The sequence below is a fragment of the Empedobacter stercoris genome, from assembly GCF_020281205.1.
Classification (GTDB): Bacteria; Bacteroidota; Bacteroidia; order Flavobacteriales; family Weeksellaceae; genus Empedobacter; species Empedobacter stercoris.
The window spans coordinates 38,213-61,548 of record NZ_JACXZC010000010.1; the positions used below are offsets into that span (position 1 = coordinate 38,213).

The following is a 23,336-nucleotide window of genomic DNA, read 5'->3' on the forward strand; positions in this document are numbered from 1 at the left end:
ATCATTTATTTTAATCTTATTTCAGAAACGCTTGTGCCTTGTTCTACCATAGGAAATATATTGTTTTCTTTTCCTACGACTACTTCCAATAGATAAGAGCCGTCATGCTCTAACATTTCTTTTAATGCCTTTTTCAACTCATTTCTTTGATCTATTTTTTGACCTTCTATTTCGTATGCTTTTGCAAGAGCAACAAAATCTGGGCTCGTGATATCGACGAAAGAATAACGTTTGTCGTTGAATAATTCCTGCCATTGGCGAACCATTCCTAAGAAACTATTGTTGAGAATTAGCATTTTCACTTTTGCTCCGAATTGCATAATAGTTCCCATTTCTTGTAAAGTCATTTGGAAACCACCATCTCCACAAACCATGACGACATCTTTTTCCGGTGCTCCATACCATGCTCCAATTGCTGCAGGCAGTCCAAAGCCCATCGTTCCTAATCCGCCTGATGTAACCATGAGTTTAGAATCTTTAAATTTGGCATAACGACAAGCGGACATTTGATGTTGTCCAACGTCTGTGACAATTACAGCTTGTCCATGCGTTAATTCATTTAAAGTGTTAATGACTTCAGCCATAGACATGACATCTGATGTTGGATAAAATTCTTTTTGAATGACTTCTTTATGTTCTTCTTTTTCGAGATCTCTAAATTCTCTTAACCAATCAGGATGTTCTTTTTGATGAATCAAATTTGTTAATAGCGGAAGTGTTTTTTTACAATTGCCCCAAACAGGTACTGTAATCTTTACATTTTTACCAATTTCTGCTGGATCAATATCAAGATGAATGACTTTCGCTTGCTTTGCATATTTGTCTAAACGTCCCGTTACACGGTCGTCAAACCTCATCCCTATAGCAATTAAGACATCACAATCATTTGTTTTAACATTAGGCGCATAATTACCATGCATCCCTAATAAACCAACATATTGTGGGTGATCTGTATCTAAAGCACTAAGTCCCATTAAAGTTGTTGCGACGGGAATTCCAGATTTCTCTAAGAAATCCTTTAATTCTTGCTCTGCTTTTCCAAGAATAATTCCTTGACCAATTATTGCAAATGGTTTCTTTGCTTGATTAATGATTTCTGCAGCAGCATAAATATATTTAGATCTTATCTCTGGTTCTGGTCTATAACTACGAACATGCGTGCATTGTTCATATTTTCTCTTCTCGATAAGTTGAATTTGAGCATTTTTTGTAATATCAATCAATACAGGTCCTGGTCTTCCAGATCGAGCAATATGAAATGCTTTTGCTAATACATCATTAATTTCTGCTGCATCTGTAATTTGATAATTCCATTTGGTAATCGGATTCGTAATATTAATGACATCTGTTTCTTGAAATGCATCTGTTCCTAAAAGAGAAGCGTAAACTTGTCCTGTAATACAAACAATAGGATTACTATCAATCATGGCATCTGCTATTCCGGTTACTAAATTTGTTGCTCCAGGACCACTTGTAGCAAAGGCTACACCTACTTTTCCTGAAGTTCTTGCATAACCTTGAGCAGCATGAATACCACCTTGTTCATGACGAACTAAAATGTGCTCTAATTGATCTTTGTAATCATACAAAGCATCATATATAGGCATAATTGCTCCACCAGGATATCCAAAAACGGTTGTAACTCCTTCACATAATAAAGCGTTTATAATAGCTTGAGAACCTGATGTTTGATTTTTATTATCTGTCAGTAAGACATCCTTCTGAAGCGTTTCTAACTTGTTTTGCGTATTTGTATAAGATTCCATTTTTTACTTTTAATGTAGGTTGTTTCCAATTGTTTTTTCGTTCAGCTAAAGTTTTTTCATCCACCAATAAATTCAGTTGTTTTTTATTGATGTCAATTTCGATGAGGTCATTGTTTTCTACCAAAGCGATAGGGCCTCCTTCGAAAGCTTCTGGTGTAATATGACCGACGACAAAACCATGCGTTCCGCCACTAAATCGACCATCTGTAATTAACGCAACTTTATCTCCTAATCCTGCACCAATAATGGCTGAAGTTGGTTTCAACATTTCGGGCATTCCTGGTCCACCTTTAGGACCTTCGTTGCGAATCACAATTACACTTCCTTCTTTTATTTGTAACTCTTCGATTGCTTTTAAAACTTCTACTTCACTGTTGAAAACTTGTGCATTTCCTTTAAAATAAAATCCTTCTTTACCGGATATTTTTGAAACAGAGCCTTTTGGAGCTAAGTTTCCGTACAACATTTGTAAATGCCCTGTTTCTTTGATAGGCTGTTCTAATGGAAGAATAATTTTTTGCTTAGAGAAATCCAATTCTTCTATATTTTCTAAATTTTCTGCTATTGTTTTTCCGGTTACAGTTAAACAACTTCCGTCAATCAGATTTTCTTTTAGCATATATTTCATCACAGCCGGAATTCCACCAATTTTACTTAAATGTTCCATCAAGTATTTTCCACTTGGTTTCAAGTCTGCTAAAACAGGTGTTTTATCATTAATAGCTTGTATATCATCTAATGATAATTCAATATCCATTGTAGCTGCAATTGCTAATAAATGAAGTACAGCATTTGTACTGCCTCCTAAAACTACAATTACTTTTATCGCGTTTTCTAAAGCATTTTTTGTGATGATATCACTTGGTTTGATATCTTTTTCTAAGAGATTTTTTAAAAATTTTCCTGCGGTCAAGCATTCATTTTTTTTCTCTTGACTTAACGCAGGATAGGATGAAGAATAAGGTAAACTCATGCCTAAAGCTTCGATTGCAGCAGCCATTGTGTTCGCAGTATACATTCCGCCACAAGCACCAGGACCAGGACAAGCATTCTGAATAATTCCACAAAAATCATTATCATCAATTTTTCCATTTAATTTTTTCCCTAAAGCTTCAAATGCAGAAACGATGTTTAATTCTTCTTCTTTGTAATGTCCAGCAGCAATTGTTCCTCCATAAACCATAATAGATGGACGGTTTAATCTTCCCATTGCCATGATTGATCCTGGCATATTTTTATCACAACCTGGAATTGTAATTACACCATCGTAAAAGTGTGCCGCACAAACGGCTTCTATAGAATCTGCAATAACTTCTCTACTTACCAAAGAGTAACGCATTCCTGAGGTTCCGTTTGTGATTCCATCACTAATTCCGATTGTATTAAATTTTAATCCAATCAAATCTTCATCCTTCATTCCATCTTGTACCAATTGCGCAAACTGGTTCAAGTGCATATTACAAGTGTTGCCATCGTACCCCATACTTGCAATACCGATTAAAGGTTTTTTTAAGTCTTCGTTAGTTAGGCCAATCCCATGTAACATAGCTTGCGACGCAGGTAAAGTGTCGTCTTGTGTAACGGTTCGGCTGTGTTTGTTAAGTGCTTGCGAATTGTTCATTGTTGTGTATTTGTTAATGTGTTCATTTAAAATCATAAAAAAGCCACCTTGTAATAAGGTGGCTCATAAAAAAATCGTTTAAAAATTTGTCATAACACCACCTTTCCTAATCGTAAGATTAAGACCAAAATAATAATGATGATAATGACAAATGAATGTTGCATAATGCTGTTTTGTATCTATTTTTCTAAAATTGTTTAAACTAAAAAGCCACTTCGTTAAGAAGTGGCTTTTTTAGTTATTTCGTATGTACACAACTAATTACCACTCCTTGGAATAAGAATGACTAAAATAATCAAGTTGATAATGTTGTGAACTAATTTCATTTTTTATTTTTGATGAATCAAAGCTAAGATTAAATTTTTTAACTTAGCTCAACTTTTTTTATAAACTTTCCGAAAAAAATTCATTAATTATAAATTCGCATTATAATATTGCTTTTTTTGAAGATTATTTAAAAATAAGTTTATATAATTTTATATTTACAAAACTTTGGAACAGAAAACTATTCACAACGTTTTTAGCTTATACGATTCTTCAGATTTCGTACAGAAGCTTATTGTCAATTTTAAAAATAATCTACATCATAAAGTTAACATCAAAGGATTTTTAGGTTCTGGATTAAGCATCCTAACGGGACATTTATATGATCGCGTTGCTCGTCCAACCATTCTAATTTTTGATGACAAAGAAGAGGCAGCTTATGTACTGAATGATTTAGAAACTTTATTTGATAAAGAACAAATTCTATTTTTTCCTTCTTCTTATAAACGTCCTTACGAGATAGAGGAAGTGAACAATGCAAATGTGGTCATACGCACAGAAGTATTAAATGTGCTTTCGCATTCAAAGCGACCAAAAATTATTGTGACCTACGCAGAAGCCTTGTCCGAAAAAGTGGTGACGAAAAAAGCATTGACAACAAATACCTTAAAAGTAAAAGTTGGAAATGATTTAGGGATTGATTTTTTGACAGAAATATTAGCGTCTTATAATTTTCACCGAGTAGATTTTGTCTCCGAACCAGGTGAATTTTCGATTCGTGGAGGGATTATAGATGTTTTTTCGTTTTCCAACGAACATCCATATCGTATTTCGTTGTTTGGAGATGAAGTTGAAACAATCAGAACATTTGATATTGAAAATCAATTGTCAATTGCGACAACAAAAGAAATTACGATTATTCCGAATCTTGAAAGTAAATCAATCAATGAAAAACGCGAAAGTTTTTTAGAATATATACCAAAAGATAGTTTGATTATCGCTAAAAACATTTCAGTTTTAGCAAAACAAATCAATCGGAATTTTGAACAAGCCGAAGCTGCTTTCTCAGAACTGAAAGGTGAGATTAAACAAGCTGAACCGAATCAATTATTTTTGAATGAAAATGGTTTTCTTCAACAAATTTCAACATTTGGAGTGATCGAATGTTCGATGAAATCTTATTTCGAAACAATTGAAGAAATTGAATCACCTTTTAAGCCACAACCAAGTTTTAATAAACAATTCGAATTATTGATAGATGATTTGAATGAACATAAAGCGGAAGGTTTTAAAAATGCACTGATTTGTTCGAACGAGAATCAAATCAAACGTTTCGAAGAAATTTTTGATGATATCGGAAAAGAAGTGTCGTATATTCCAGTTTTAGGATCTATTTATCAAGGTTTCATCGATGAAGAAATCAAATTAACGTGTTATACGGATCACCAAATTTTTGGACGTTATCATAAATTCAATCTTCGTAATTCATTTTCGAAAAAAGAAGCCATCACGCTTAAAGAAATCAATTCGTTGCAAGTGGGTGATTTCGTGACGCATATCGATTATGGAATTGGAAAATTTGCTGGATTAGTACGTTTAAATAACAATGGTGTTATGCAAGAATCGATCAAATTGATCTATCAAAACAATGATATTTTGTATGTCAACATTCATTCGTTGCATAAAATTGCCAAGTTTCGAGGGAAAGATGGACAAGAACCAAAAATTTCAAAATTAGGTTCGCCTGCTTGGAAAAATTTGAAGAATAAAACAAAAGCAAAGGTCAAAGAAATTGCTTTTGATTTAATCAAATTATACGCTAAACGGCGTGCAAGAAAAGGATTTTCGTATTCACCCGACACGTATTTGCAAAATGAATTGGAAGCTTCTTTTATTTATGAAGATACACCCGATCAATATAAAGCAACGCAAGATGTAAAAGCTGATATGGAATCGGAGCGTCCGATGGATCGTTTGGTTTGTGGTGATGTTGGTTTCGGGAAAACGGAAGTAGCGATTCGAGCAGCAATGAAAGCTGCTGTAGATGGAAAGCAAGTTGCAGTTTTAGTACCAACAACAATTTTAGCTTTTCAGCATTTTAAGACGTTTTCAGAACGTTTGAGAGATTTACCTGTTAAGGTCGCTTATCTTAATCGATTTGTTACAGGAGCGAAGAAAAAGACCGTTTTAGATGGCTTAAAGTCTGGTCAAGTGGATATTGTGATTGGTACGCATCAATTGGTTAATCCAAAAATCGAATACAAAGATTTAGGTTTATTGGTTGTTGATGAAGAACATAAATTTGGTGTTGGAGTAAAAGATAAATTAAAAACACTTCGCGAAAATATTGATACATTGACGTTAACGGCTACACCAATCCCTCGTACGCTTCAGTTTTCGTTGATGGCTGCGCGTGATTTATCAGTGATTAAAACGCCACCACCAAACCGTCAACCAGTCGATACGCAATTGGTAGGATTTAACGAAGAGGTTTTTCGTGATGCAATTATGTACGAAATGCAACGAGGTGGACAGGTTTATATCATTCACAATCGTGTGCAATCGTTAAAAGATATTGCTGGAATGGTACAACGTTTAGTTCCTGATGCGCGTGTTGCTACTGGACATGGGCAAATGGAAGGGAAAGAATTAGAAGCTGTTTTACTCGATTTTATTGATGGACGTTACGATGTTTTTGTTTCCACAACGATTATCGAATCGGGATTGGATGTTCCGAATGCCAATACAATTTTAATCAATGATGCGCAAAACTTCGGTTTAGCCGATTTGCATCAAATGCGTGGTCGTGTAGGGCGTAGTAACCGCAAAGCATTTTGCTATTTGGTTGCACCTCCGTTGTCTGTTTTAACCGATGAGGCTCGTAAACGTTTGCAAGCAATTGAACAGTTTTCAGATTTAGGTTCTGGATTTAATATCGCGATGAAAGATTTAGAGATACGTGGTGCAGGAAATCTATTAGGTGCAGAACAAACTGGATTTATGATGGATATTGGTTTCGAAACGTATCAAAAAATCTTAAATGAAGCCATTGAAGAATTAAAAGAAACGGATTTCAAAGATTTGTTCGAAGATCAAAAAACGGGAGAAGTAAAATCCTATGTTTCGGATGTGCAGATTGATTCGGATTTGCAAATTATGTTCCCAGATGAATATATAGAAAGTTCTGAAGAACGTTTATTGTTGTACAAGGAATTAGCTGATATTGAGACTGAAAATGAGTTAGAAACGTTTAAAAACAATTTGATTGATCGTTTTGGTCAATTACCTGTTGAAGCTGAAAATTTATTAGAATCTATTCAATTGAAATGGATTAGTAAAAAATTAGGTTTCGAACGATTGGTCATGAAAAAAGGCGTGCTTTTGGCTTATTTTATTAATAAACCACAAAGCGAGTTTTATCAATCAGATGAATTTAGAATAATTTTAAATAACGTTCAAAATAACCCTAAAAATATCAGTTTTAAGGAAAAATCACCTAAAAAAGGAGAAGAATATCCAACATTATTACTGCGATTTGAACACATACAAAACGTGCATGAAGCCTTACAAAGTCTACAAAATTTATTAATTCATTAACATTTTTTAGTTTTAATTAGTAATCTAGTAAAATATGCAAGGAGAATTAACCAAGTTGTTAGTTCTCCTTTTTTAGTGGAATAAACTTAAGTACCGATATAGATAAATTGTATTATATTTATCATATTAAGAATCGCAACTCATTGTAAACTAATAATCATAAATAATATGGTAATTTATTATTATTTTTATCGATAAAATATTAGTTGGAAAAACAGTAAAGTAGTTATGGACACAGCATCAAGTTATATTCCTATCCTCATTCTTTTTGTCGTTGCTTTTGCATTCGTAGCGGGAACTATCATTGCAACACATTTGCTTGGACCTTCGAGAAAGACAGATGAAAAGTTAGAGAATTTCGAGTCAGGAATAGAAAAAGTAGGAAATGCAAGACAGCCATTTGCCATTAAGTATTTCTTAGTTGCGATTTTATTCGTGTTGTTCGATGTAGAGGTAATTTTCTTTTACCCTTATGCAGCGAATTTTAAAGAATTAGGTTGGGAAGGATTTGCAGCAGTTGCAACATTCGTTGGATTATTCTTCGTGATGTACTTATATGTACGCAAAAAAGGAGCTCTAAACTGGGAAAAATAGAGCATTTTAAAATCTAAAATAATAGTATAATGATTCATAATAAAAGACCAGTAACACACAATACCAACGTGAAGATCGTTGAGTCTCCAGGTGGTTTTGAAGGTGAGGGTTTTATGGCGATGCAATTATCAAAAGTAGTTGGATTAGCCCGTAAAAACTCAATTTGGCCTTTACCATTTGCGACAAGTTGTTGCGGAATCGAGTTTATGGCGACAATGGGTTCGACATACGATTTGGCACGTTTTGGATCTGAACGTTTGGCTTTTACGCCACGTCAGTGCGATTTGTTGATGGTAATGGGTACAATTTCTAAGAAAATGGCTCCAGTTCTGAAGCAAGTTTATATCCAAATGGCAGAACCTCGTTGGGTTATTGCAGTTGGAGCTTGTGCAAGCTCAGGTGGTATTTTCGATACATATTCGGTTTTACAAGGGATTGATGAAGTAATTCCTGTAGATGTTTATGTGCCAGGTTGTCCACCTCGTCCAGAAGCAATTATTGATGGCGTAATGCGTATTCAAGAATTGGTAGAGTCAGAAAGCGTTCGTCGTAGAAGTAGCGATGAATATCAGCAACTTTTAACAAGTTATGGAATTAAATAAGTCGAAATAATGGACAATTCATTTATAAAAGACCGTTTGGTTCAAAAGTTTCAAGAAAACATCGTTGGATACGAAGAACACTTTGGTGTTTTGACAATTCATGCAAACAAAGATTTCAATCTGAAAATTCTTCAATATTTATACGACGAAGAGCTATTAGCATTTAAATTCTTGAAAGATTTAACGGCGATTCATTATCCAAATAATGTTGGAGAAGAATTAGTTGTAACTTATTTAGTCTATAATATGTACGAGAATGTTGAGGTTCGTTTAAAATTTGCTTTACCAATCGAAAAACCTTCGATTTTTACAGCAACTAAATTATTCGAAACAGCAAATTGGTTAGAACGTGAAGCGTATGACTTTTTCGGAATTGATTTCGTTGGGCATCCAAATTTAATTCGTGTAATGAACGTTCCAGAAATGGATTATTTCCCTTTACGCAAAGAATTCCCATTAGAGGATCAGACGCGTAAAGATAAAGACGATGAGATGTTTGGTCGTGGAGGAGATTTCAATTATGGAGGTTTTAATGTAAAAGCAAATTAACCATGGGAAAAGAGAAAACTAAAACAAATAAACATCTTGATCTTCCAGACGGTTCTTTAGAAAAAAGCACAATAACCTTAAACTTAGGACCTACGCATCCTGCAACACATGGGGTATTTCAAAATATTTTAGAGATTGATGGTGAAATCATCAAATCGGCGGTTTCTACAGTTGGGTATATTCACCGTGCTTTTGAGAAGATTGCTGAACGTAGACCATTGTACCAAATTACACCTTTAACAGACCGTTTGAACTATTGTTCGGCACCGTTGAATAACTTGGGTTGGCACATGACAGTTGAGAAATTTGTTGGAATTGAAGTTCCAAAACGCGTTTCTTATTTACGTGTCATCATCATGGAATTGGCTCGTATTGCAGATCATATCGTATGTAATTCGATTATGGGAGTTGATACAGGAGCATTTACAGGATTCCTTTATATGATGAAATACCGTGAGTTAATTTATGAGATTTACGAAGAAATTTGTGGTTCTCGTTTAACAACAAATATTGGTCGTATTGGAGGTTTTGAACGTGATTTTTCTGAAACTGCTTGGAAAAAAATCCATCGTTTCGTAAAAGAATTTCCAGATGTCTTAACAGAGTTTGAGAACTTATTTTTACGTAACCGAATTTTTATGGATCGTACACAAGGAGTAGGAGGAATTTCTGCTGAGCGTGCATTAAATTATGGTTTCACAGGACCAAATTTACGTGCGGCTGGTGTAGATTATGATCTTCGTGTAGCAAAACCTTATTCACGTTACGAAGAATTCGAATTCGATATTCCAGTTGGTACAACGGGAGATTGTTACGATAGATTCTTAGTTCGTGGTCAAGAAATGTGGCAAAGTTTAAGCATTATCAAACAAGCAATTGCAAAGATTGATGCGTTAGAAGGTGAAGAAGCTACAAAATACCATGCCGATGCTCCAGATTTCTATTTACCACTTAAGAAAGATGTATACACAAAAATGGAAGCGTTAATCTATCACTTCAAAATTATTATGGGAGAGGTAGATATGCCTAAAGGAGAAATTTATAATTCGATAGAAGCTGCAAATGGCGAATTGGGTTATTATTTTGTTTCGGATGGTGGTCGTTCACCTTATCGTTTACATTTCCGTAGACCATGTTTCATTTATTATCAAGCTTATCCAGAATTAATTCAAGGTTCTATGATTTCTGATGCTATCATCACAATGAGTAGTCTTAATTTGATCGCTGGAGAATTAGATGCTTAATAAAAATTATTAAAAATGGCAGTTCAATTTTCAGAAGAAACACAACAAAAAGTAGATAAAATCATTGCACGTTATCCAGCAGATAAAAAACAAAGTGCCTTGATACCTTTACTTCATGTCGCGCAAGCTGAATTTGGTGGTTGGTTAGACACACCTCATTTAGATTATGTAGCAGAAGTATTGAATATTTTACCAGTAGAAGTATATGAAGTAGCTTCGTTTTACTCGATGTTTAATTTAAATCCTGTTGGGAAATATGTGTTAGAAGTTTGTCAAACAGGACCTTGTATGTTAAGAGGTTCGGACAAAATTATCGAACATATCAAAACTAAATTAAATATAGAAGCTGGTGGAACTTCGGCAGATGGGCTATTTACCCTAAAACCAGCCGAATGTTTAGGAGCATGTGGGTATGCACCAATGATGCAGTTAGGAAAAACTTATCGTGAGAATTTAACGATCGAGAAAGTGGACGAATTATTAGAGGAATTGAAAAAATTAGCATAATGGGACAAAAATTACTGTTAAAAAATATTGATGTTCCAGGTATTCGTCATTACCAAGCTTACCGCGAAAATGGTGGGTATGCAAATGCTGAAAAAGCATTTAAAATGACAACAGACGAAATCTTAGAAGAAGTAAAAACTTCTGGTTTAAGAGGGCGTGGTGGAGCAGGTTTTCCAACTGGAATGAAATGGAGCTTTTTGGCAAAGCCAGAAGGAGTTCCAAGACACTTAGTGGTAAATGCTGACGAATCTGAACCAGGAACGTTCAAAGACCGTTTCTTGATGGAATATATTCCTCATTTATTGATTGAAGGAGTTTTGATTTCATCATTCTGTTTAGGTTCTAATACATCATTTATTTATATCCGTGGTGAATATGCGTGGGTTGCAGAAATTTTAGAAGAAGCAATCGAGGAAGCAAAAGCTGCAGGTTGGTTAGGTAAAAACATCCAAGGAACTGGTTTCGATTTAGAAATCTATGTTCAACGTGGAGGTGGAGCTTATATCTGTGGTGAAGAAACAGCATTGTTAGAATCGTTAGAAGGTAAACGTGGAAATCCACGTCTAAAACCTCCTTTCCCAGCTGTAAAAGGATTATGGGGAAGACCAACGGTTGTAAACAATGTAGAAACAATTGCTGCTGTAGTTCCAATTATTGAAATTGGAGGAGAAGCCTATTCTAAAATCGGAGTTGGTCGTTCTACAGGAACAAAATTAATTTCTGCTTGTGGTAATATTAATAAACCAGGTGTTTATGAAATTGATATGACGATTACGGTTGAAGAATTTATCTATTCAGATGAATATTGTGGAGGAATTCCAAACGGAAAACGCCTTAAAGCATGTATTCCTGGAGGAAGTTCTGTGCCAATTGTTCCTGCAAACTTATTGTTAAGAACTGCCGAAGGTAAACCTCGTTATATGAATTACGAAAGTTTAGCAGAAGGAGGTTTCCAAACAGGAACAATGATGGGGTCTGGAGGATTTATCGTGTTAGACGAAGATCAAGATGTTGTTTATCATACCTATACATTAGCTCGTTTCTATCGTCACGAATCGTGTGGACAATGTTCACCTTGTCGCGAAGGAACAGGTTGGATGGAAAAAATCTTGAAACGAATCGATGAAGGAAAAGGTAAAATGTCAGACATCGAATTGTTATGGGATGTGCAACGTAAAATCGAAGGAAATACAATTTGTCCATTAGGAGATGCAGCGGCTTGGCCTGTTGCAGCGGCAATTCGTCACTTCCGTGATGAGTTCGAATGGCATATTAACAATCCAGAAGAATGTTTGACGCGTAATTTTGGTTTAGCACATTATGCTGATCCAATCGAAATAAAAGAAACCGCAAATTAATACGAAGATGGCAGAAGAAACACCATTATTTAAAGTTACCATCGATAACGAAACGATTGAAGTACCTGCGGGAACAACGATCCTTCAAGCCGCTCGTATGATAGGTAAAGAAGTAGCACCTCCAGCGATGTGTTACTACGGTAAATTAGAAAACACAGGAGGAAACTGTAGAACATGTTTGGTAGAAGTATCAAAAGGGAGTGAAGCAGATCCTCGTCCAATGCCAAAATTGGTTCCATCTTGTCGTACAACGGTAATGGACGGAATGGTTGTAGGCAATAAAACGTCTGAACGTACTGTTGAGGCACGTAAAGGAATTGTTGAATTATTATTAATCAATCACCCTTTAGATTGTCCAGTGTGTGATCAGGCAGGAGAATGTAAATTACAAGATTTAAGTTACGAACACGGAGCAGAAGCTACGCGTTACGAATTTGAACGTCGTACATTCCCAAAAGAAGATTTAGGTCCAAACATTCAGTTGAACATGAACCGATGCATTTTATGTTATCGTTGTGTAAAAACGGCGGATCAAATCACAGGTTGTCGTGAGCATGGCGTAATGAATCGTGGAGATCACGCTGAAATTTCGACACATATCAACAAAAGTTTAGATAACGAATTTATTGGAAATATCATTGATGTTTGTCCAGTTGGCGCATTAACAGATAAAACGTTCCGTTTCAAAAACCGTGTGTGGTTCCTGAATCCAGTTGATGCACATCGCGATTGTCCTACTTGTTCTGGTAAAGCGCAAGTGTGGTTCCGTGGAAATGAAGTTTTCCGTGTAACAGCTCGTAAAGATGAATTTAACGAAGTAAAAGATTGGATTTGTAATACGTGTCGTTTTGATAAAAAAGATATCAACGATTGGACGCTTGAAAAACCATCAGAAGTTGCAAAAGATTCTGTTATTCGTCAAGGCCATTACTTTGAGAATAAAGTGGAACCAAAAGAAACACTTCCAGAAGTAATTAAGCGCGATCCAAAGATTTTATTAGATATTCATACGGTTTCTGAAGTAAATGAACCAAATCGTGATTTATCTAAAATTGATGGACCAGCAACAAGTAAAGATTTTAAAGATTAATCATTCGTAAATAAAATTAACAAAATGACAGAAGAATTTATTGCTGATGCATTAGAAAAGTTAGCTTTAGTAGGCGTAATGATTGGTTTTGCATTAGTTGTTGCCATGTATTCTACTTGGGCTGAACGTAAAGTTGCAGCATTTTTACAAGATCGTATTGGACCAAACCGCGCAGGTATTTTTGGTTTATTACAACCACTTGCCGATGGGTTAAAATTATTCTCGAAAGAGGAAATCACACCAAAAGATTCGAATAAGTTTTTATTCATCTTAGGTCCATCTTTGGCAATGATTGTTGCTTGTATGACAGGTGCGGTAATTCCATGGTCGACACCTTTCGAAATCGGAGATCGTGTGGTTGTTCCGCAAATTGCGGATGTTAACATTGGGTTTTTATACATCTTAGGTGTATTGAGTTTAGGTGTATACGGTATTATGATTGGTGCTTGGGCATCGAATAACAAATACTCTTTGATGGGAGGTTTGCGTGCAGCTTCGCAGATTATTTCCTACGAATTACCAATGGGAATCGTGTTGATCACAATTTTGATGATGACAGGTTCGTTAAAACTAAGTGATATTGTACTTTATCAACAAGAACATGCGTGGTTTATACTATTGCAACCATTAGGATTTATCATTTTCTTGGTGTGTTCGTTCGCAGAAACAAATCGTACACCTTTCGATTTACCTGAAGCAGAAAATGAATTAATTGGAGGTTATCACTCAGAGTATTCGTCGATGAAGATGGGATTCTTCTTATTCGCAGAATATATCAACATGTTTATTAGTGCGGTGGTTATTTCTACCATCTATTTTGGTGGATACGATATCCCATTTGTAGACGATGCAACGTTAACAAATGCAATTGGAATGAATGGAACGGCAATTCTTAATTTCCTTTCATTATTCGCAAAATCTTGTTTCTTCATCTTCTTCTATATGTGGGTACGTTGGACGATTCCTCGTTTCAGATATGACCAATTAATGGATTTAGGGTGGAAAAAATTATTGCCTTTAGCATTAATCAATATGTTAATTACAGGCTTAGTGATTTTATTATTAAATAATTAGAATCATCAAAATCATTAAAAATATGAAACCAATTACAAATAGAGTAAAACAAGTAGAACGTAAACCCCTTACTTTTTGGGAAAGTATCTATTTGATTGCTATCGCAAAAGGGTTGATGATTACATTGAAGCATTTCTTCTCGAAGAAAGCAACAATCAGTTATCCAGAAAAAACAAGACCGTTTAGTCCTGTATTTAGAGGATTACACGTTTTGAATAGAGACGAAGAAGATCGTGAAAATTGTACGGCTTGTGGGCTTTGTGCCTTAGCTTGTCCAGCAGAAGCGATTACAATGGAAGCAGCAGAAAGACTTCCTGGGGAAGAGCATCTTTACCGCGAAGAAAAATACGCAGCGAAATATGAAATCAACATGTTACGTTGTATTTTCTGTGGATTTTGTGAAGAAGCTTGTCCAAAAGATGCAGTTTATTTATCGCAAACTGTCCCACCAGCAAGTTTCAAACGTCAAAACTTCATCTATTCTAAAGAAGATTTATTAATCCCGAAAAAGGCTACAAACTAATGGAATTACCTATTATTTTATTCTACGTATTGTCAAGCTTAACGGTGTTAAGTGCGCTACTAATGGTGTTCAGTAAAAATCCTGTTCATTCCATTTTATATCTAATCGTAACATTCTTCTGCATCAGTGGACATTATGTATTGTTAAACGCTCAGTTTTTAGCAGTTGTAAATGTAATTGTCTATGCCGGAGCAATTATGGTATTGTTCTTATTCGTGGTCATGTTAATGAACTTGAATAGTGAGAAAAAATCTTTTGGTCGACCAGCAAAAATAGTAGCTGCGAGTTTAATCTCCTTGTTATTTGTTGCTTTAACAATTGGAATTTTTGCTCAAAATCAAGAAGCAGGAAAAACAGCTGTCGAATTAGGAACAGGAGATTTAGGATTGATTCACAACTTAGGTTCATTGTTGTATTCAGAATATGTTTTACCGTTTGAGTTGAGCAGTATTTTGTTTATTTCAGCAATGATTGGAGCAGTGATGTTATCAAAGAAAGACGAAGAATTATTGGATTAAATATAAAAAGTAAAAGATGTTACCAATCAGTTATTATATTACTTTATCATTAATCCTATTTGGAATAGGAATGACAGGTGTAATGCTACGTCGCAACGCGATTGTCATTTTTATGTGTATAGAATTGATGTTAAATTCTGTGAATTTGTTGTTAGTCGCGTTCTCAAAAATGCACTATCACGCAAATCCAGCATTAGAAAAAGGAACAGATGCACAACTTTTAGTATTCTTTATTATGGTTGTAGCTGCAGCTGAGGTTGCTGTAGGATTATCGGTGATGATCTTATTGTTCCGCAAAGTATACTCGGTAGATATTAATGTGTTAAATCGTTTAAAAGGTTAAGAATGGAGCAGTATATATGGTTAATTCCTTTGATTCCATTCATCGGATTTTTGATTAACGGTTTAGGACGAAATGTACTTTCTAACAGCTTAGTGACTTTCATTGGAAGTGGCGCAGTTTTGGCAAGTTTCATTTTATCAATCATGGTGTTCATCGCCGTTCCTTCAGGAACAGATGCGCAACCATTAATTTTTAAGGCATTTGATATTATCAATATTCCAACTTTACAAGTTCCGTTTGCATTTCAAATAGATGCATTAACGAGTTTGTTTTTGTTAATTATTACAGGAGTTGGATTTTTAATTCATGTGTATAGTTCAGCTTATATGAGCGAAGACAAAGGATTTGCAAAATTCTTTTCTTACCTAAATTTATTCATCTTCTTCATGTTGATTCTTGTAATGGGAAACAACTTTGTAATGATGTTTATTGGTTGGGAAGGAGTAGGATTATGTTCATTCTTATTAATTGGTTTTTGGTTTACAAATCCAGAATACATCAAAGCAGCGAAGAAAGCTTTCATCATGAACCGTATCGGAGATGTTGGATTCTTATTGGCAATGTTTTGGATTTTCAAAGAATTTGGAACGTTAGAATATGTAAAAGTATTTAGCCAATTAACAATTCAGCCAGGAGCATTTACAGGTTTTGTATTGACAGGAATTACGTTATTGTTATTCTTAGCAGCAACAGGAAAATCGGCTCAATTACCACTGTTTACTTGGTTACCAGACGCAATGGCAGGACCAACGCCAGTTTCAGCACTTATTCACGCTGCAACAATGGTTACGGCTGGTATTTTTATGATCACACGTTGTAATGAATTGTTTACTGCAGCGCCATTGACTTTAGAAATTATTCAGTACATAGGAATTGCAACCGCATTTGTTACAGCAACTATTGCAATGCGTCAAAATGATATCAAAAAAGTATTGGCTTATTCTACAGTTTCTCAGTTAGGATTAATGTTTGCAGCAATTGGTTCTGGAGCATATATCGCAGCGGTTTTCCATGTGATGACACACGCTTTCTTTAAGGCTTTATTATTCTTAGGAGCAGGTTCTGTGATTCACGGAATGCACCACGAACAGGATATGCGTAAAATGGGAGGGTTGAAAAAATACATGAAAATTACTCATATCACTTTCTTGATTGGATGTTTGGCAATCGCAGGTATTCCTGGTTTATCAGGTTTCTTCTCGAAAGATGAAATGTTATTAGGAATGTTTGTATCTAACCCAGTTGTTTACGGAATTGGTTTTATTGTTTCAGTAATGACAACATTCTATATGTTCCGTTTATATGCCATGACTTTCTTAGGCGATTTACGAAGCAAAGATGCTCATCCGCACGAAAGCCCAGCAGCAATGACAATTCCATTAATCATTTTAGCAGTTCTTTCTGTTATTGCAGGTTATATTGGAATTCCAGCATTATTTATGCAAGATGGACATAAGTTGCAAACTTTCTTAGGTGGAGTTGTTTCTATCGGAGAAGCACATCCTGTTTCTCATGCAACAGAATGGATGATGATGGGCGCTTTATTAATTTGTGTACTTGGAGCAATTTATTTTGCAATTAAGAAATACACCAATTATGTAGATGGAGAAGCGACAGGAATTGCAAAATTCTTTGAAGATAAATGGTACATCGACGAATTATACGACAATGCAATTGTAAAGCCATTGTTCGAGTTAGGGGATGTCTTGAAAAAATATGTAGAAAAAGCAGGTATTGCAGCTTTTGTTTTAGGAGTTGGAACTGTTTCTGGTCGCGCATCAAAAAATGTACGTCAGCTACAAAACGGAAATGTAGGATTCTATATTATGCTAATGGTTGTAGGAATCGTGGCAGGTATCGCAATCTTTTTTATGGGGTATTTAATTTCAAAATAGGTTAGTAATGCTTTTATCTTTATTTATCATTTTACCATTAATAGTAGGAGTTTTTATGCTATTAATGCAAGGTCAAAAACCACAAAGATGGTTAGGAGCATTCGTTGGTGGAGCATTGTTGGCGTTGTACTTGTTTATCACTTGCAAAGGTGGAAACAACGAGTTAACGTTTCAAACACAATGGTTCAATTTCAACAGCGTTAAAACTTATTTCGCGTTAAATGCTCAAGGTTTGGGAGGATTAATGATTTTATTAACTAACCTTACTTACTTAGCTCTTTTTGTTTATTTATCAACAACAAAACAAAAATATAGCAATACATTCTACGGATTATTGCTAATCACTTTAGCAGGATTAAACGGAGTTTTCTTAGCAGAAGATTTAATTTTATTCTATTTTTTCTGGGAAGTTGTTTTGATTCCAGTCTATTTCTTAATTGGATTATTCGGAATTGGAAAAGACAAAATTCGCGCAAATATGACATTCTTCTTATACACGATTTTAGGATCGATGTTTATGTTAGGAGGAATTATTTACATCGGATTTTTCTTACAACCAGCATCGTTTTTATTAACAGATGTTGTACAAGTTACAGGACCGCATTATTCAACAAACACAGCGTTGGCATTGTTATTCTTAATCGCTTTTGTGATTAAAATTCCAATCTTTCCATTTCACACATGGCAACCAACCATCTACAAAACATCTCCAACTCCATTAACAGTTGTACTTTCAGCTTTGATGGCGAAAATGGGATTATTTGCAGTGGTTACTTGGTATTTGGGGATGTTCCCAACGATTTCAGAATTGTTCAAATACATTACGTACATCGCAATTTTCGGATTAGTTTACGCTTCGTTAATCGCATTGAGTGCAAAAAATGTAAAGAAAATTATTGCATATAGCTCGATTGCTCACTTGGCTTTAATTTTTGTTTCTATATTTTCAGAATTAGCAAATGGTGTAACAGGAGCTTATTTTCAAATGTTTTCACATGGTTTAGTTGTTTTAGGATTATGGTTATGTGTAGATATTATGGAAAGAAAATATGATTTGACAGATATTAAATCGATTGGTGGTTTAGCGAATGTTGATCCAACATTATCTATCTTATTCATGATATTCGGTTTAGCAAACGTAGCATTACCATTGACAAGTTCATTCATTGGAGAGTTTATGATGCTTTCAGCATTATTTACACACAATCCAGTTTTATGTGTAGTAGCTTGTTTAGGTGTTATTTTATCTGCTGTTTATACGTTGAGATTATCAAGCGCATTATTGTTTGGAGAAGTGAAAAACATCAAACAAAAAGATGCTCAAAAAGGAGGTTTTGGACCAATTGCAGTTTTATCAGTAATCGCAATCATCGTGATTATTTTAGGAGTTTATCCAACACCAATTTTTAATTTATTAGCACATTAATCATTTTTGAATAAATAGATATGAATACGATTATTTTATCAGCACTTTCAGGTATTATTTTGATGTTTAGTGGATTCTACATCAAGAATAATCGTGCCTTAAATATTCTTTCGGTTGTTCTGTTTTTCGGAATGATTGTAGGAGGAATTTTCGATTTGAAAGGTTGCTCAATGTTCGCAGGAAAATTCGATAATATGATTGGACAATCGCTTTATGGCGTTTCCTTTTTTATCGCATTGTCTGGACTGGCAATTTTTTACTTATTGTTGAACAAAGATTCGTTTGAGAAAGTAGGAAAACATGTAGCAGAATATTATGCCTTGATTTTCTTCTCTTTTACAGGAATCGCCGTTTTAGCACAATTCCACAACTTGGTCATTATGTTCTTAGGAATCGAATTAATGTCAATTCCGATGTACATTCTTGCAGGTGTCAATAAGGAAAGTATAAAAAGTACAGAAGCATCTGTAAAATACTTCTTGATGGGAGCTTTCTCAACAGGGATTTTGATGCTGGGGGTTACATTTTTGTATGGCGCAACAGGAACATTTATGGTTGATCAATTGGTGAACTATAACAAAGATTTCGAAACTATTTATTACGCTGGATGGTGTTTAATCATCTTCGCATTTTGTTTCAAAGTTTCTGCCGCACCTTTCCATGCATGGACACCAGATGTTTACGATGGAACACCAACAGTGTTCACATCATTTATGTCGACAATCATCAAAGGAGGATCGTTTTTAGGATTTATTTTAGTCTTAAAATCATTCCCAACAAATGTAGAATATGCCGAATATTACCGTTTATTATTTGCGTCAATCATCATTTTGACGTTATTTATCGGAAACTTCGGAGCAGTTTCTCAAAAATCTGTCAAACGTTTGATGGCTTATTCATCAATCGCGCAAGCAGGTTTCATGTTATTTGTTTTGTTCAACATCAATTCAGCTTCTAAAGAGGCTTTGATGTTCTATACGATCGCTTATTCGGTTGCGAATTTCATTATTTTTTATACGATTGATCAATTAAAAAATCCAAAATTTGAAAGTTTCATTGGTTTAGGGAAAGCAAATCCAGTTTTAGCAGCAGCGATGACAATTTCTTTGATTTCGTTAGCAGGTATTCCATTAACAGGAGGTTTCTTCGCTAAATTTATGGCATTGAGTATTGGAGGAACAAACGATAAAAACCTATTTTTGATAGTAATTGCATTGGTAATGGCAGTTTTGAGTATGTATTATTACTTCAAAATCATCAATTATATGTATTTCAAAAAAGGGAAAAACAAATTAAAAACACAAGACGGATTAACAAATTTCCTTTTAATCATCGGAATGGTTATCTTAATTGTGATGGGAATTTTTCCAGGAATATTATCTTCGTTTTTGCAAACGCCAATGTGGTAATTGTGAAATGATTATTATATAGTTTTTTATTATTTATTATTTTAAAAAGCTCGTTTCAAGTTATTTGAAACGAGCTTTTTTGTTTAAAACAATGAATTAATATCTCTAAAAGAATTATTAGACTTGATAAGAGTAGAGTTTGATTGTTTAAAGTAAGCAAAAGCTTGAAACAAAACCGACTTGTTTCAAGCTTTTTTGTATTTTTGAAGTTGAAGTTTAATAATACTGTTAGAATGAGAAAATTTACATTATTAATCTGCTTATGTTTGGTGCAATTTGCTTTCGCTCAGCGCAAAGGATATTGGCAACAAAAGGTAGATTATAAAATGACGATTGATATCAAAGACGATTTGTATCAATACGATGGGAAAATGAAATTGAAATACACAAACAACTCAGGTCAAAGCTTGAACAAGGTGTACTTTCATTTATATTTTAATGCCTTCCAACCAAAATCGATGATGGATTATCGTTTAGCAAATATTGCAGATCCAGACAAGCGAATGGTAAATAATATCGGAACAAAAGAAAATCCTAAATTACAATCGCGTATCGCAACTTTAGGGAAAGACAACATGGGTTACCAAAAAATTATTTCGTTAACTCAAAATGGTAAAGCTACTTCGTATATAGTTGATGGAACAATCTTAGAAGTAACATTAGCAACGCCAATTAAAGCTGGAGAATCAACAACATTTGATATGGTTTGGGAAGCACAAGTTCCTGAGCAAATTCGTCGCTCTGGACGTAATTCGAAAGAAGGTGTAGCGTATTCGATGACACAATGGTACCCTAAAATGGCTCAATTTGATGATTTCGGATGGCATTTAGACGAATATGTTGGACGCGAATTTATTGCGCCTTTTGGTGATTTTGATGTAACAATCAATATTGGAAAAGACTATGTAATTGGTTCATCTGGAGTGTTACAAAACCCGAAAGAAGTAAAAGGTTATGATAAAAATGCAAAAATTGTAGAGAAAAACGGACGTGCTTCTTGGAATTTTAAAGCAACAAATATTCACGATTTTGCTTGGGCTGCAGACAAAAATTTTGTTGTAGATGAGGCTACATCTAAAGGAGGTGTAAAAGTATATTTCGTGTACAAACCAGGCGAAAAAACTACAAAAGTTTGGAAAGAGGCAATGCCTTACACAACTGGTTTTTTTGATTATGCTGGAGAAAAATTCGGAGCATATCCTTGGCCAACATATACAGTAGTACAAGGTGGTGATGGTGGTATGGAATACGGAACTGCAACGTTGATTACAGGAGAAAGAAATTTAGCTTCTTTGGTAGGAGTTATTTACCACGAGGCAGCACATTCTTGGTACCAACATTTATTTGGAATCAACGAAACGGTTGACGAATGGTTTGATGAAGGTTTCACATCTTACATCGAAAATTTAGCTTCTTTACAAGTATTCGGAAAGCAAGCAACTTTACCATCAAATCCTAATTTAGATGCATCAAAAGGTTACATCAATTTAGCATTATCAGGGAAAGAAGAACCTGCAAGTTTATTAGCAGATTACTACAACACAAACTATGCGTATTCATTAGAAGCATATTATAAAGGTCAAGTTTTAGCAATTCAGTTAGGATATATTATTGGGCAAGATAATTTAGACAAAACATTTTTAGAATTCTATAACCAATGGAAATTTAAACATCCAACCGCTAACGATTTCAAACGTGTTGCAGAAGAAGTTTCTGGAATTAATTTAAAATGGTATTTCAATTTATTTATCAATACAACGCGTAAAATTGATTATGCAGTAGAAAATGTTCAATCAAATTCTTTTACAGTTGTTAATAAGTCTGATTTTGCAATGCCTTTAGATGTTTTGGTTGAATACAATGATGGTTCGAAAGAGTTATTTTACATTCCTTTACGCGAAATGCGCGGAGAAAAACCAGCAGAAAACTTAATCGAATACAAAGGTGTAAAACGTACAGTTTTAACTGATGCTTTTTGGACAAATCCTGTTTACGAAGTAAAAACGGCTAAAACTATAAAAGGAATTACTATTGATCCTACAATGCGTATGGCTGATGTAGATTATACAAATAATGTGTTTACAAAATAATGTTATTAGCTGTAAATATTGGAAATACTAATCTTCGTTTCGCCGTTTTTAAAAGCGAAAAAGAGATTATTACGTGGACGATTAATTCGAAACCTTATCGTACCGAATACGAATTTTTTGCAAAATTCTCGAATATGTACGAGCCTTTCGGAATTTCGAAAGATGATATAACAGATATTGTAATCGGTTCGGTTGTACCTCCACTTACAACAAACGTTAAAATTGCTTTGCAACGCATTCATAAATTCAAACCAATGGTTGTTGATCGTCACACTCCTTCGGAAATTGTACATACGTCAAACCAAATGGGAACTGATTTATATGCCAATGCAGTAGCAGCACATTATCAAGACTACAAAGGCAAGAAAATCGTGATTGATTTTGGTACAGCGTTAACTTTTTTAGGAATTAACGAAGATGGAAAAGTTCGTGGAGTTGTCATTGCTCCAGGAATTATTACAGCGCTTAATTCTTTGGTTGGTGAGACAGCTCAATTACCAACAATCGATCTTCGAGCACCAGAAAAAGTGCTTGGCTCAGATACAGAAACTTGTATGCAATCGGGAATGGTATATGGATTTTTGAGTATGGTAGAAGGTATGGTTGACCGCATCAATGCGGAAGCTGGAGAGAAATCAGTGGTGATTTCGACAGGTGGAGTTGGTGGCGTTTATAAACCATTAACCAATAAAATCGATATAGATGATCGTTTACACACGATAAAAGGTCTTAAAATTCTTTACGAATTAAATAAAGATTCGTTTGAGAAATAAAATATTATATCAAACATAAATTTAGAAAAAGCCTGCATTAGCAGGCTTTTTTCGTTATAAAAAAATAACTTTCAACTATTTTTCTTAAATTTT

19 protein-coding genes are annotated in these 23,336 nt (G+C 34.6%); 17 read left to right on the forward strand and 2 right to left on the reverse strand.

Translation table 11 applies throughout. The features are described 5' to 3' along the window. Positions 1 to 5: 5 nt before the first annotated feature. Positions 6 to 1,766, reverse strand: a complete 1,761-nt coding sequence (gene ilvB / locus IF125_RS06530; RefSeq protein WP_225541922.1) for a biosynthetic-type acetolactate synthase large subunit — start codon at positions 1,764 to 1,766, stop codon at positions 6 to 8. Next, entirely contained in the window at positions 1,699 to 3,387 is a 1,689-nt protein-coding gene (gene ilvD, locus IF125_RS06535) for a dihydroxy-acid dehydratase (RefSeq protein ID WP_225541923.1), read from the reverse strand. The genes ilvB and ilvD overlap by 68 nt, the downstream gene beginning before the upstream one ends. 492 nt (positions 3,388 to 3,879) lie before the next feature. Between ilvD and mfd the strand changes: the two genes are divergently transcribed. The 17 genes from mfd to IF125_RS06620 all read left to right on the forward strand — a co-directional run bounded on the left by mfd (position 3,880) and on the right by IF125_RS06620 (position 23,243). After that, the gene (gene mfd, locus IF125_RS06540) at positions 3,880 to 7,248 is read left to right on the forward strand and encodes a transcription-repair coupling factor (RefSeq protein WP_225541924.1); all 3,369 of its coding nucleotides are present in this window, start codon (positions 3,880 to 3,882) and stop codon (positions 7,246 to 7,248) included. Positions 7,249 to 7,476: 228 nt separating this feature from the next. Further along, a complete protein-coding gene (locus tag IF125_RS06545) occupies positions 7,477 to 7,842 on the forward strand; it encodes an NADH-quinone oxidoreductase subunit A (protein WP_171623771.1) in 366 nt (121 codons plus the stop codon). Positions 7,843 to 7,871: 29 nt separating this feature from the next. Next, complete coding sequence (locus IF125_RS06550) at positions 7,872 to 8,444, forward strand: NADH-quinone oxidoreductase subunit B (RefSeq protein WP_171623770.1); 573 nt, start codon at positions 7,872 to 7,874, stop codon at positions 8,442 to 8,444. A gap of 9 nt (positions 8,445 to 8,453) precedes the next feature. Next, positions 8,454 to 8,993 (forward strand): NADH-quinone oxidoreductase subunit C, encoded by a 540-nt coding sequence (locus IF125_RS06555; RefSeq protein WP_188319499.1) that lies wholly within the window; start codon positions 8,454 to 8,456, stop codon positions 8,991 to 8,993. Positions 8,994 to 8,995: 2 nt separating this feature from the next. Next, the gene (locus tag IF125_RS06560; RefSeq protein ID WP_225541925.1) at positions 8,996 to 10,237 is read left to right on the forward strand and encodes an NADH-quinone oxidoreductase subunit D; all 1,242 of its coding nucleotides are present in this window, start codon (positions 8,996 to 8,998) and stop codon (positions 10,235 to 10,237) included. A 15-nt stretch (positions 10,238 to 10,252) separates the two neighbouring features. Next, the gene (locus tag IF125_RS06565; RefSeq protein ID WP_225539105.1) at positions 10,253 to 10,744 is read left to right on the forward strand and encodes an NADH-quinone oxidoreductase subunit NuoE family protein; all 492 of its coding nucleotides are present in this window, start codon (positions 10,253 to 10,255) and stop codon (positions 10,742 to 10,744) included. After that, positions 10,744 to 12,102: an NADH-quinone oxidoreductase subunit NuoF gene (nuoF, locus tag IF125_RS06570; protein ID WP_225541926.1), complete on the forward strand. Its 1,359-nt coding sequence runs from the start codon at positions 10,744 to 10,746 to the stop codon at positions 12,100 to 12,102. The genes IF125_RS06565 and nuoF overlap by 1 nt, the downstream gene beginning before the upstream one ends. Before the next feature lie 7 nt (positions 12,103 to 12,109). After that, a complete protein-coding gene (locus tag IF125_RS06575) occupies positions 12,110 to 13,192 on the forward strand; it encodes a 2Fe-2S iron-sulfur cluster-binding protein (protein WP_188319503.1) in 1,083 nt (360 codons plus the stop codon). Positions 13,193 to 13,216: 24 nt separating this feature from the next. After that, positions 13,217 to 14,266 carry an NADH-quinone oxidoreductase subunit NuoH gene (nuoH, locus tag IF125_RS06580; RefSeq protein WP_171623764.1) on the forward strand — a complete coding sequence of 350 codons (1,050 nt, stop codon included), beginning with the start codon at positions 13,217 to 13,219 and terminating at the stop codon, positions 14,264 to 14,266. Positions 14,267 to 14,288: 22 nt separating this feature from the next. Continuing rightward, positions 14,289 to 14,789 (forward strand): NADH-quinone oxidoreductase subunit NuoI, encoded by a 501-nt coding sequence (gene nuoI / locus IF125_RS06585; RefSeq protein WP_188319504.1) that lies wholly within the window; start codon positions 14,289 to 14,291, stop codon positions 14,787 to 14,789. Next, positions 14,789 to 15,307, forward strand: coding sequence for an NADH-quinone oxidoreductase subunit J family protein (locus tag IF125_RS06590; RefSeq protein WP_171623762.1), 519 nt, complete (start codon positions 14,789 to 14,791; stop codon positions 15,305 to 15,307). The genes nuoI and IF125_RS06590 overlap by 1 nt, the downstream gene beginning before the upstream one ends. Positions 15,308 to 15,323: 16 nt before the next feature. Continuing rightward, positions 15,324 to 15,650 carry an NADH-quinone oxidoreductase subunit NuoK gene (gene nuoK, locus IF125_RS06595; RefSeq protein ID WP_171623761.1) on the forward strand — a complete coding sequence of 109 codons (327 nt, stop codon included), beginning with the start codon at positions 15,324 to 15,326 and terminating at the stop codon, positions 15,648 to 15,650. 2 nt (positions 15,651 to 15,652) lie between these two features. Further along, positions 15,653 to 17,545 carry an NADH-quinone oxidoreductase subunit L gene (gene nuoL, locus IF125_RS06600; protein ID WP_225541927.1) on the forward strand — a complete coding sequence of 631 codons (1,893 nt, stop codon included), beginning with the start codon at positions 15,653 to 15,655 and terminating at the stop codon, positions 17,543 to 17,545. Positions 17,546 to 17,552: 7 nt separating this feature from the next. After that, complete coding sequence (locus IF125_RS06605; RefSeq protein WP_225541928.1) at positions 17,553 to 18,971, forward strand: complex I subunit 4 family protein; 1,419 nt, start codon at positions 17,553 to 17,555, stop codon at positions 18,969 to 18,971. A gap of 20 nt (positions 18,972 to 18,991) precedes the next feature. Then, positions 18,992 to 20,380: an NADH-quinone oxidoreductase subunit N gene (locus IF125_RS06610; protein WP_225541929.1), complete on the forward strand. Its 1,389-nt coding sequence runs from the start codon at positions 18,992 to 18,994 to the stop codon at positions 20,378 to 20,380. 233 nt (positions 20,381 to 20,613) lie between these two features. After that, complete coding sequence (locus IF125_RS06615) at positions 20,614 to 22,470, forward strand: M1 family metallopeptidase (RefSeq protein WP_225541930.1); 1,857 nt, start codon at positions 20,614 to 20,616, stop codon at positions 22,468 to 22,470. Beyond that, positions 22,470 to 23,243 (forward strand): type III pantothenate kinase, encoded by a 774-nt coding sequence (locus tag IF125_RS06620; protein WP_171623756.1) that lies wholly within the window; start codon positions 22,470 to 22,472, stop codon positions 23,241 to 23,243. The genes IF125_RS06615 and IF125_RS06620 overlap by 1 nt, the downstream gene beginning before the upstream one ends. Positions 23,244 to 23,336: the final 93 nt, after the last annotated feature.

Excerpts from the sequence above, each read along its gene's own strand:
- ilvB (WP_225541922.1), bottom strand. The coding sequence starts at position 1,766 with ATGGAATCTTATACAAATACGCAAAACAAGTTAGAAACGCTTCAGAAG.
- ilvD (WP_225541923.1), bottom strand. The coding sequence starts at position 3,387 with ATGAACAATTCGCAAGCACTTAACAAACACAGCCGAACCGTTACACAA.
- IF125_RS06545 (WP_171623771.1), top strand. The coding sequence starts at position 7,477 with ATGGACACAGCATCAAGTTATATTCCTATCCTCATTCTTTTTGTCGTT.
- IF125_RS06550 (WP_171623770.1), top strand. The coding sequence starts at position 7,872 with ATGATTCATAATAAAAGACCAGTAACACACAATACCAACGTGAAGATC.
- IF125_RS06555 (WP_188319499.1), top strand. The coding sequence starts at position 8,454 with ATGGACAATTCATTTATAAAAGACCGTTTGGTTCAAAAGTTTCAAGAA.
- IF125_RS06560 (WP_225541925.1), top strand. The coding sequence starts at position 8,996 with ATGGGAAAAGAGAAAACTAAAACAAATAAACATCTTGATCTTCCAGAC.
- IF125_RS06565 (WP_225539105.1), top strand. The coding sequence starts at position 10,253 with ATGGCAGTTCAATTTTCAGAAGAAACACAACAAAAAGTAGATAAAATC.
- nuoF (WP_225541926.1), top strand. The coding sequence starts at position 10,744 with ATGGGACAAAAATTACTGTTAAAAAATATTGATGTTCCAGGTATTCGT.
- IF125_RS06575 (WP_188319503.1), top strand. The coding sequence starts at position 12,110 with ATGGCAGAAGAAACACCATTATTTAAAGTTACCATCGATAACGAAACG.
- nuoH (WP_171623764.1), top strand. The coding sequence starts at position 13,217 with ATGACAGAAGAATTTATTGCTGATGCATTAGAAAAGTTAGCTTTAGTA.
- nuoI (WP_188319504.1), top strand. The coding sequence starts at position 14,289 with ATGAAACCAATTACAAATAGAGTAAAACAAGTAGAACGTAAACCCCTT.
- IF125_RS06590 (WP_171623762.1), top strand. The coding sequence starts at position 14,789 with ATGGAATTACCTATTATTTTATTCTACGTATTGTCAAGCTTAACGGTG.
- nuoK (WP_171623761.1), top strand. The coding sequence starts at position 15,324 with ATGTTACCAATCAGTTATTATATTACTTTATCATTAATCCTATTTGGA.
- nuoL (WP_225541927.1), top strand. The coding sequence starts at position 15,653 with ATGGAGCAGTATATATGGTTAATTCCTTTGATTCCATTCATCGGATTT.
- IF125_RS06605 (WP_225541928.1), top strand. The coding sequence starts at position 17,553 with ATGCTTTTATCTTTATTTATCATTTTACCATTAATAGTAGGAGTTTTT.
- IF125_RS06610 (WP_225541929.1), top strand. The coding sequence starts at position 18,992 with ATGAATACGATTATTTTATCAGCACTTTCAGGTATTATTTTGATGTTT.
- IF125_RS06615 (WP_225541930.1), top strand. The coding sequence starts at position 20,614 with ATGAGAAAATTTACATTATTAATCTGCTTATGTTTGGTGCAATTTGCT.
- IF125_RS06620 (WP_171623756.1), top strand. The coding sequence starts at position 22,470 with ATGTTATTAGCTGTAAATATTGGAAATACTAATCTTCGTTTCGCCGTT.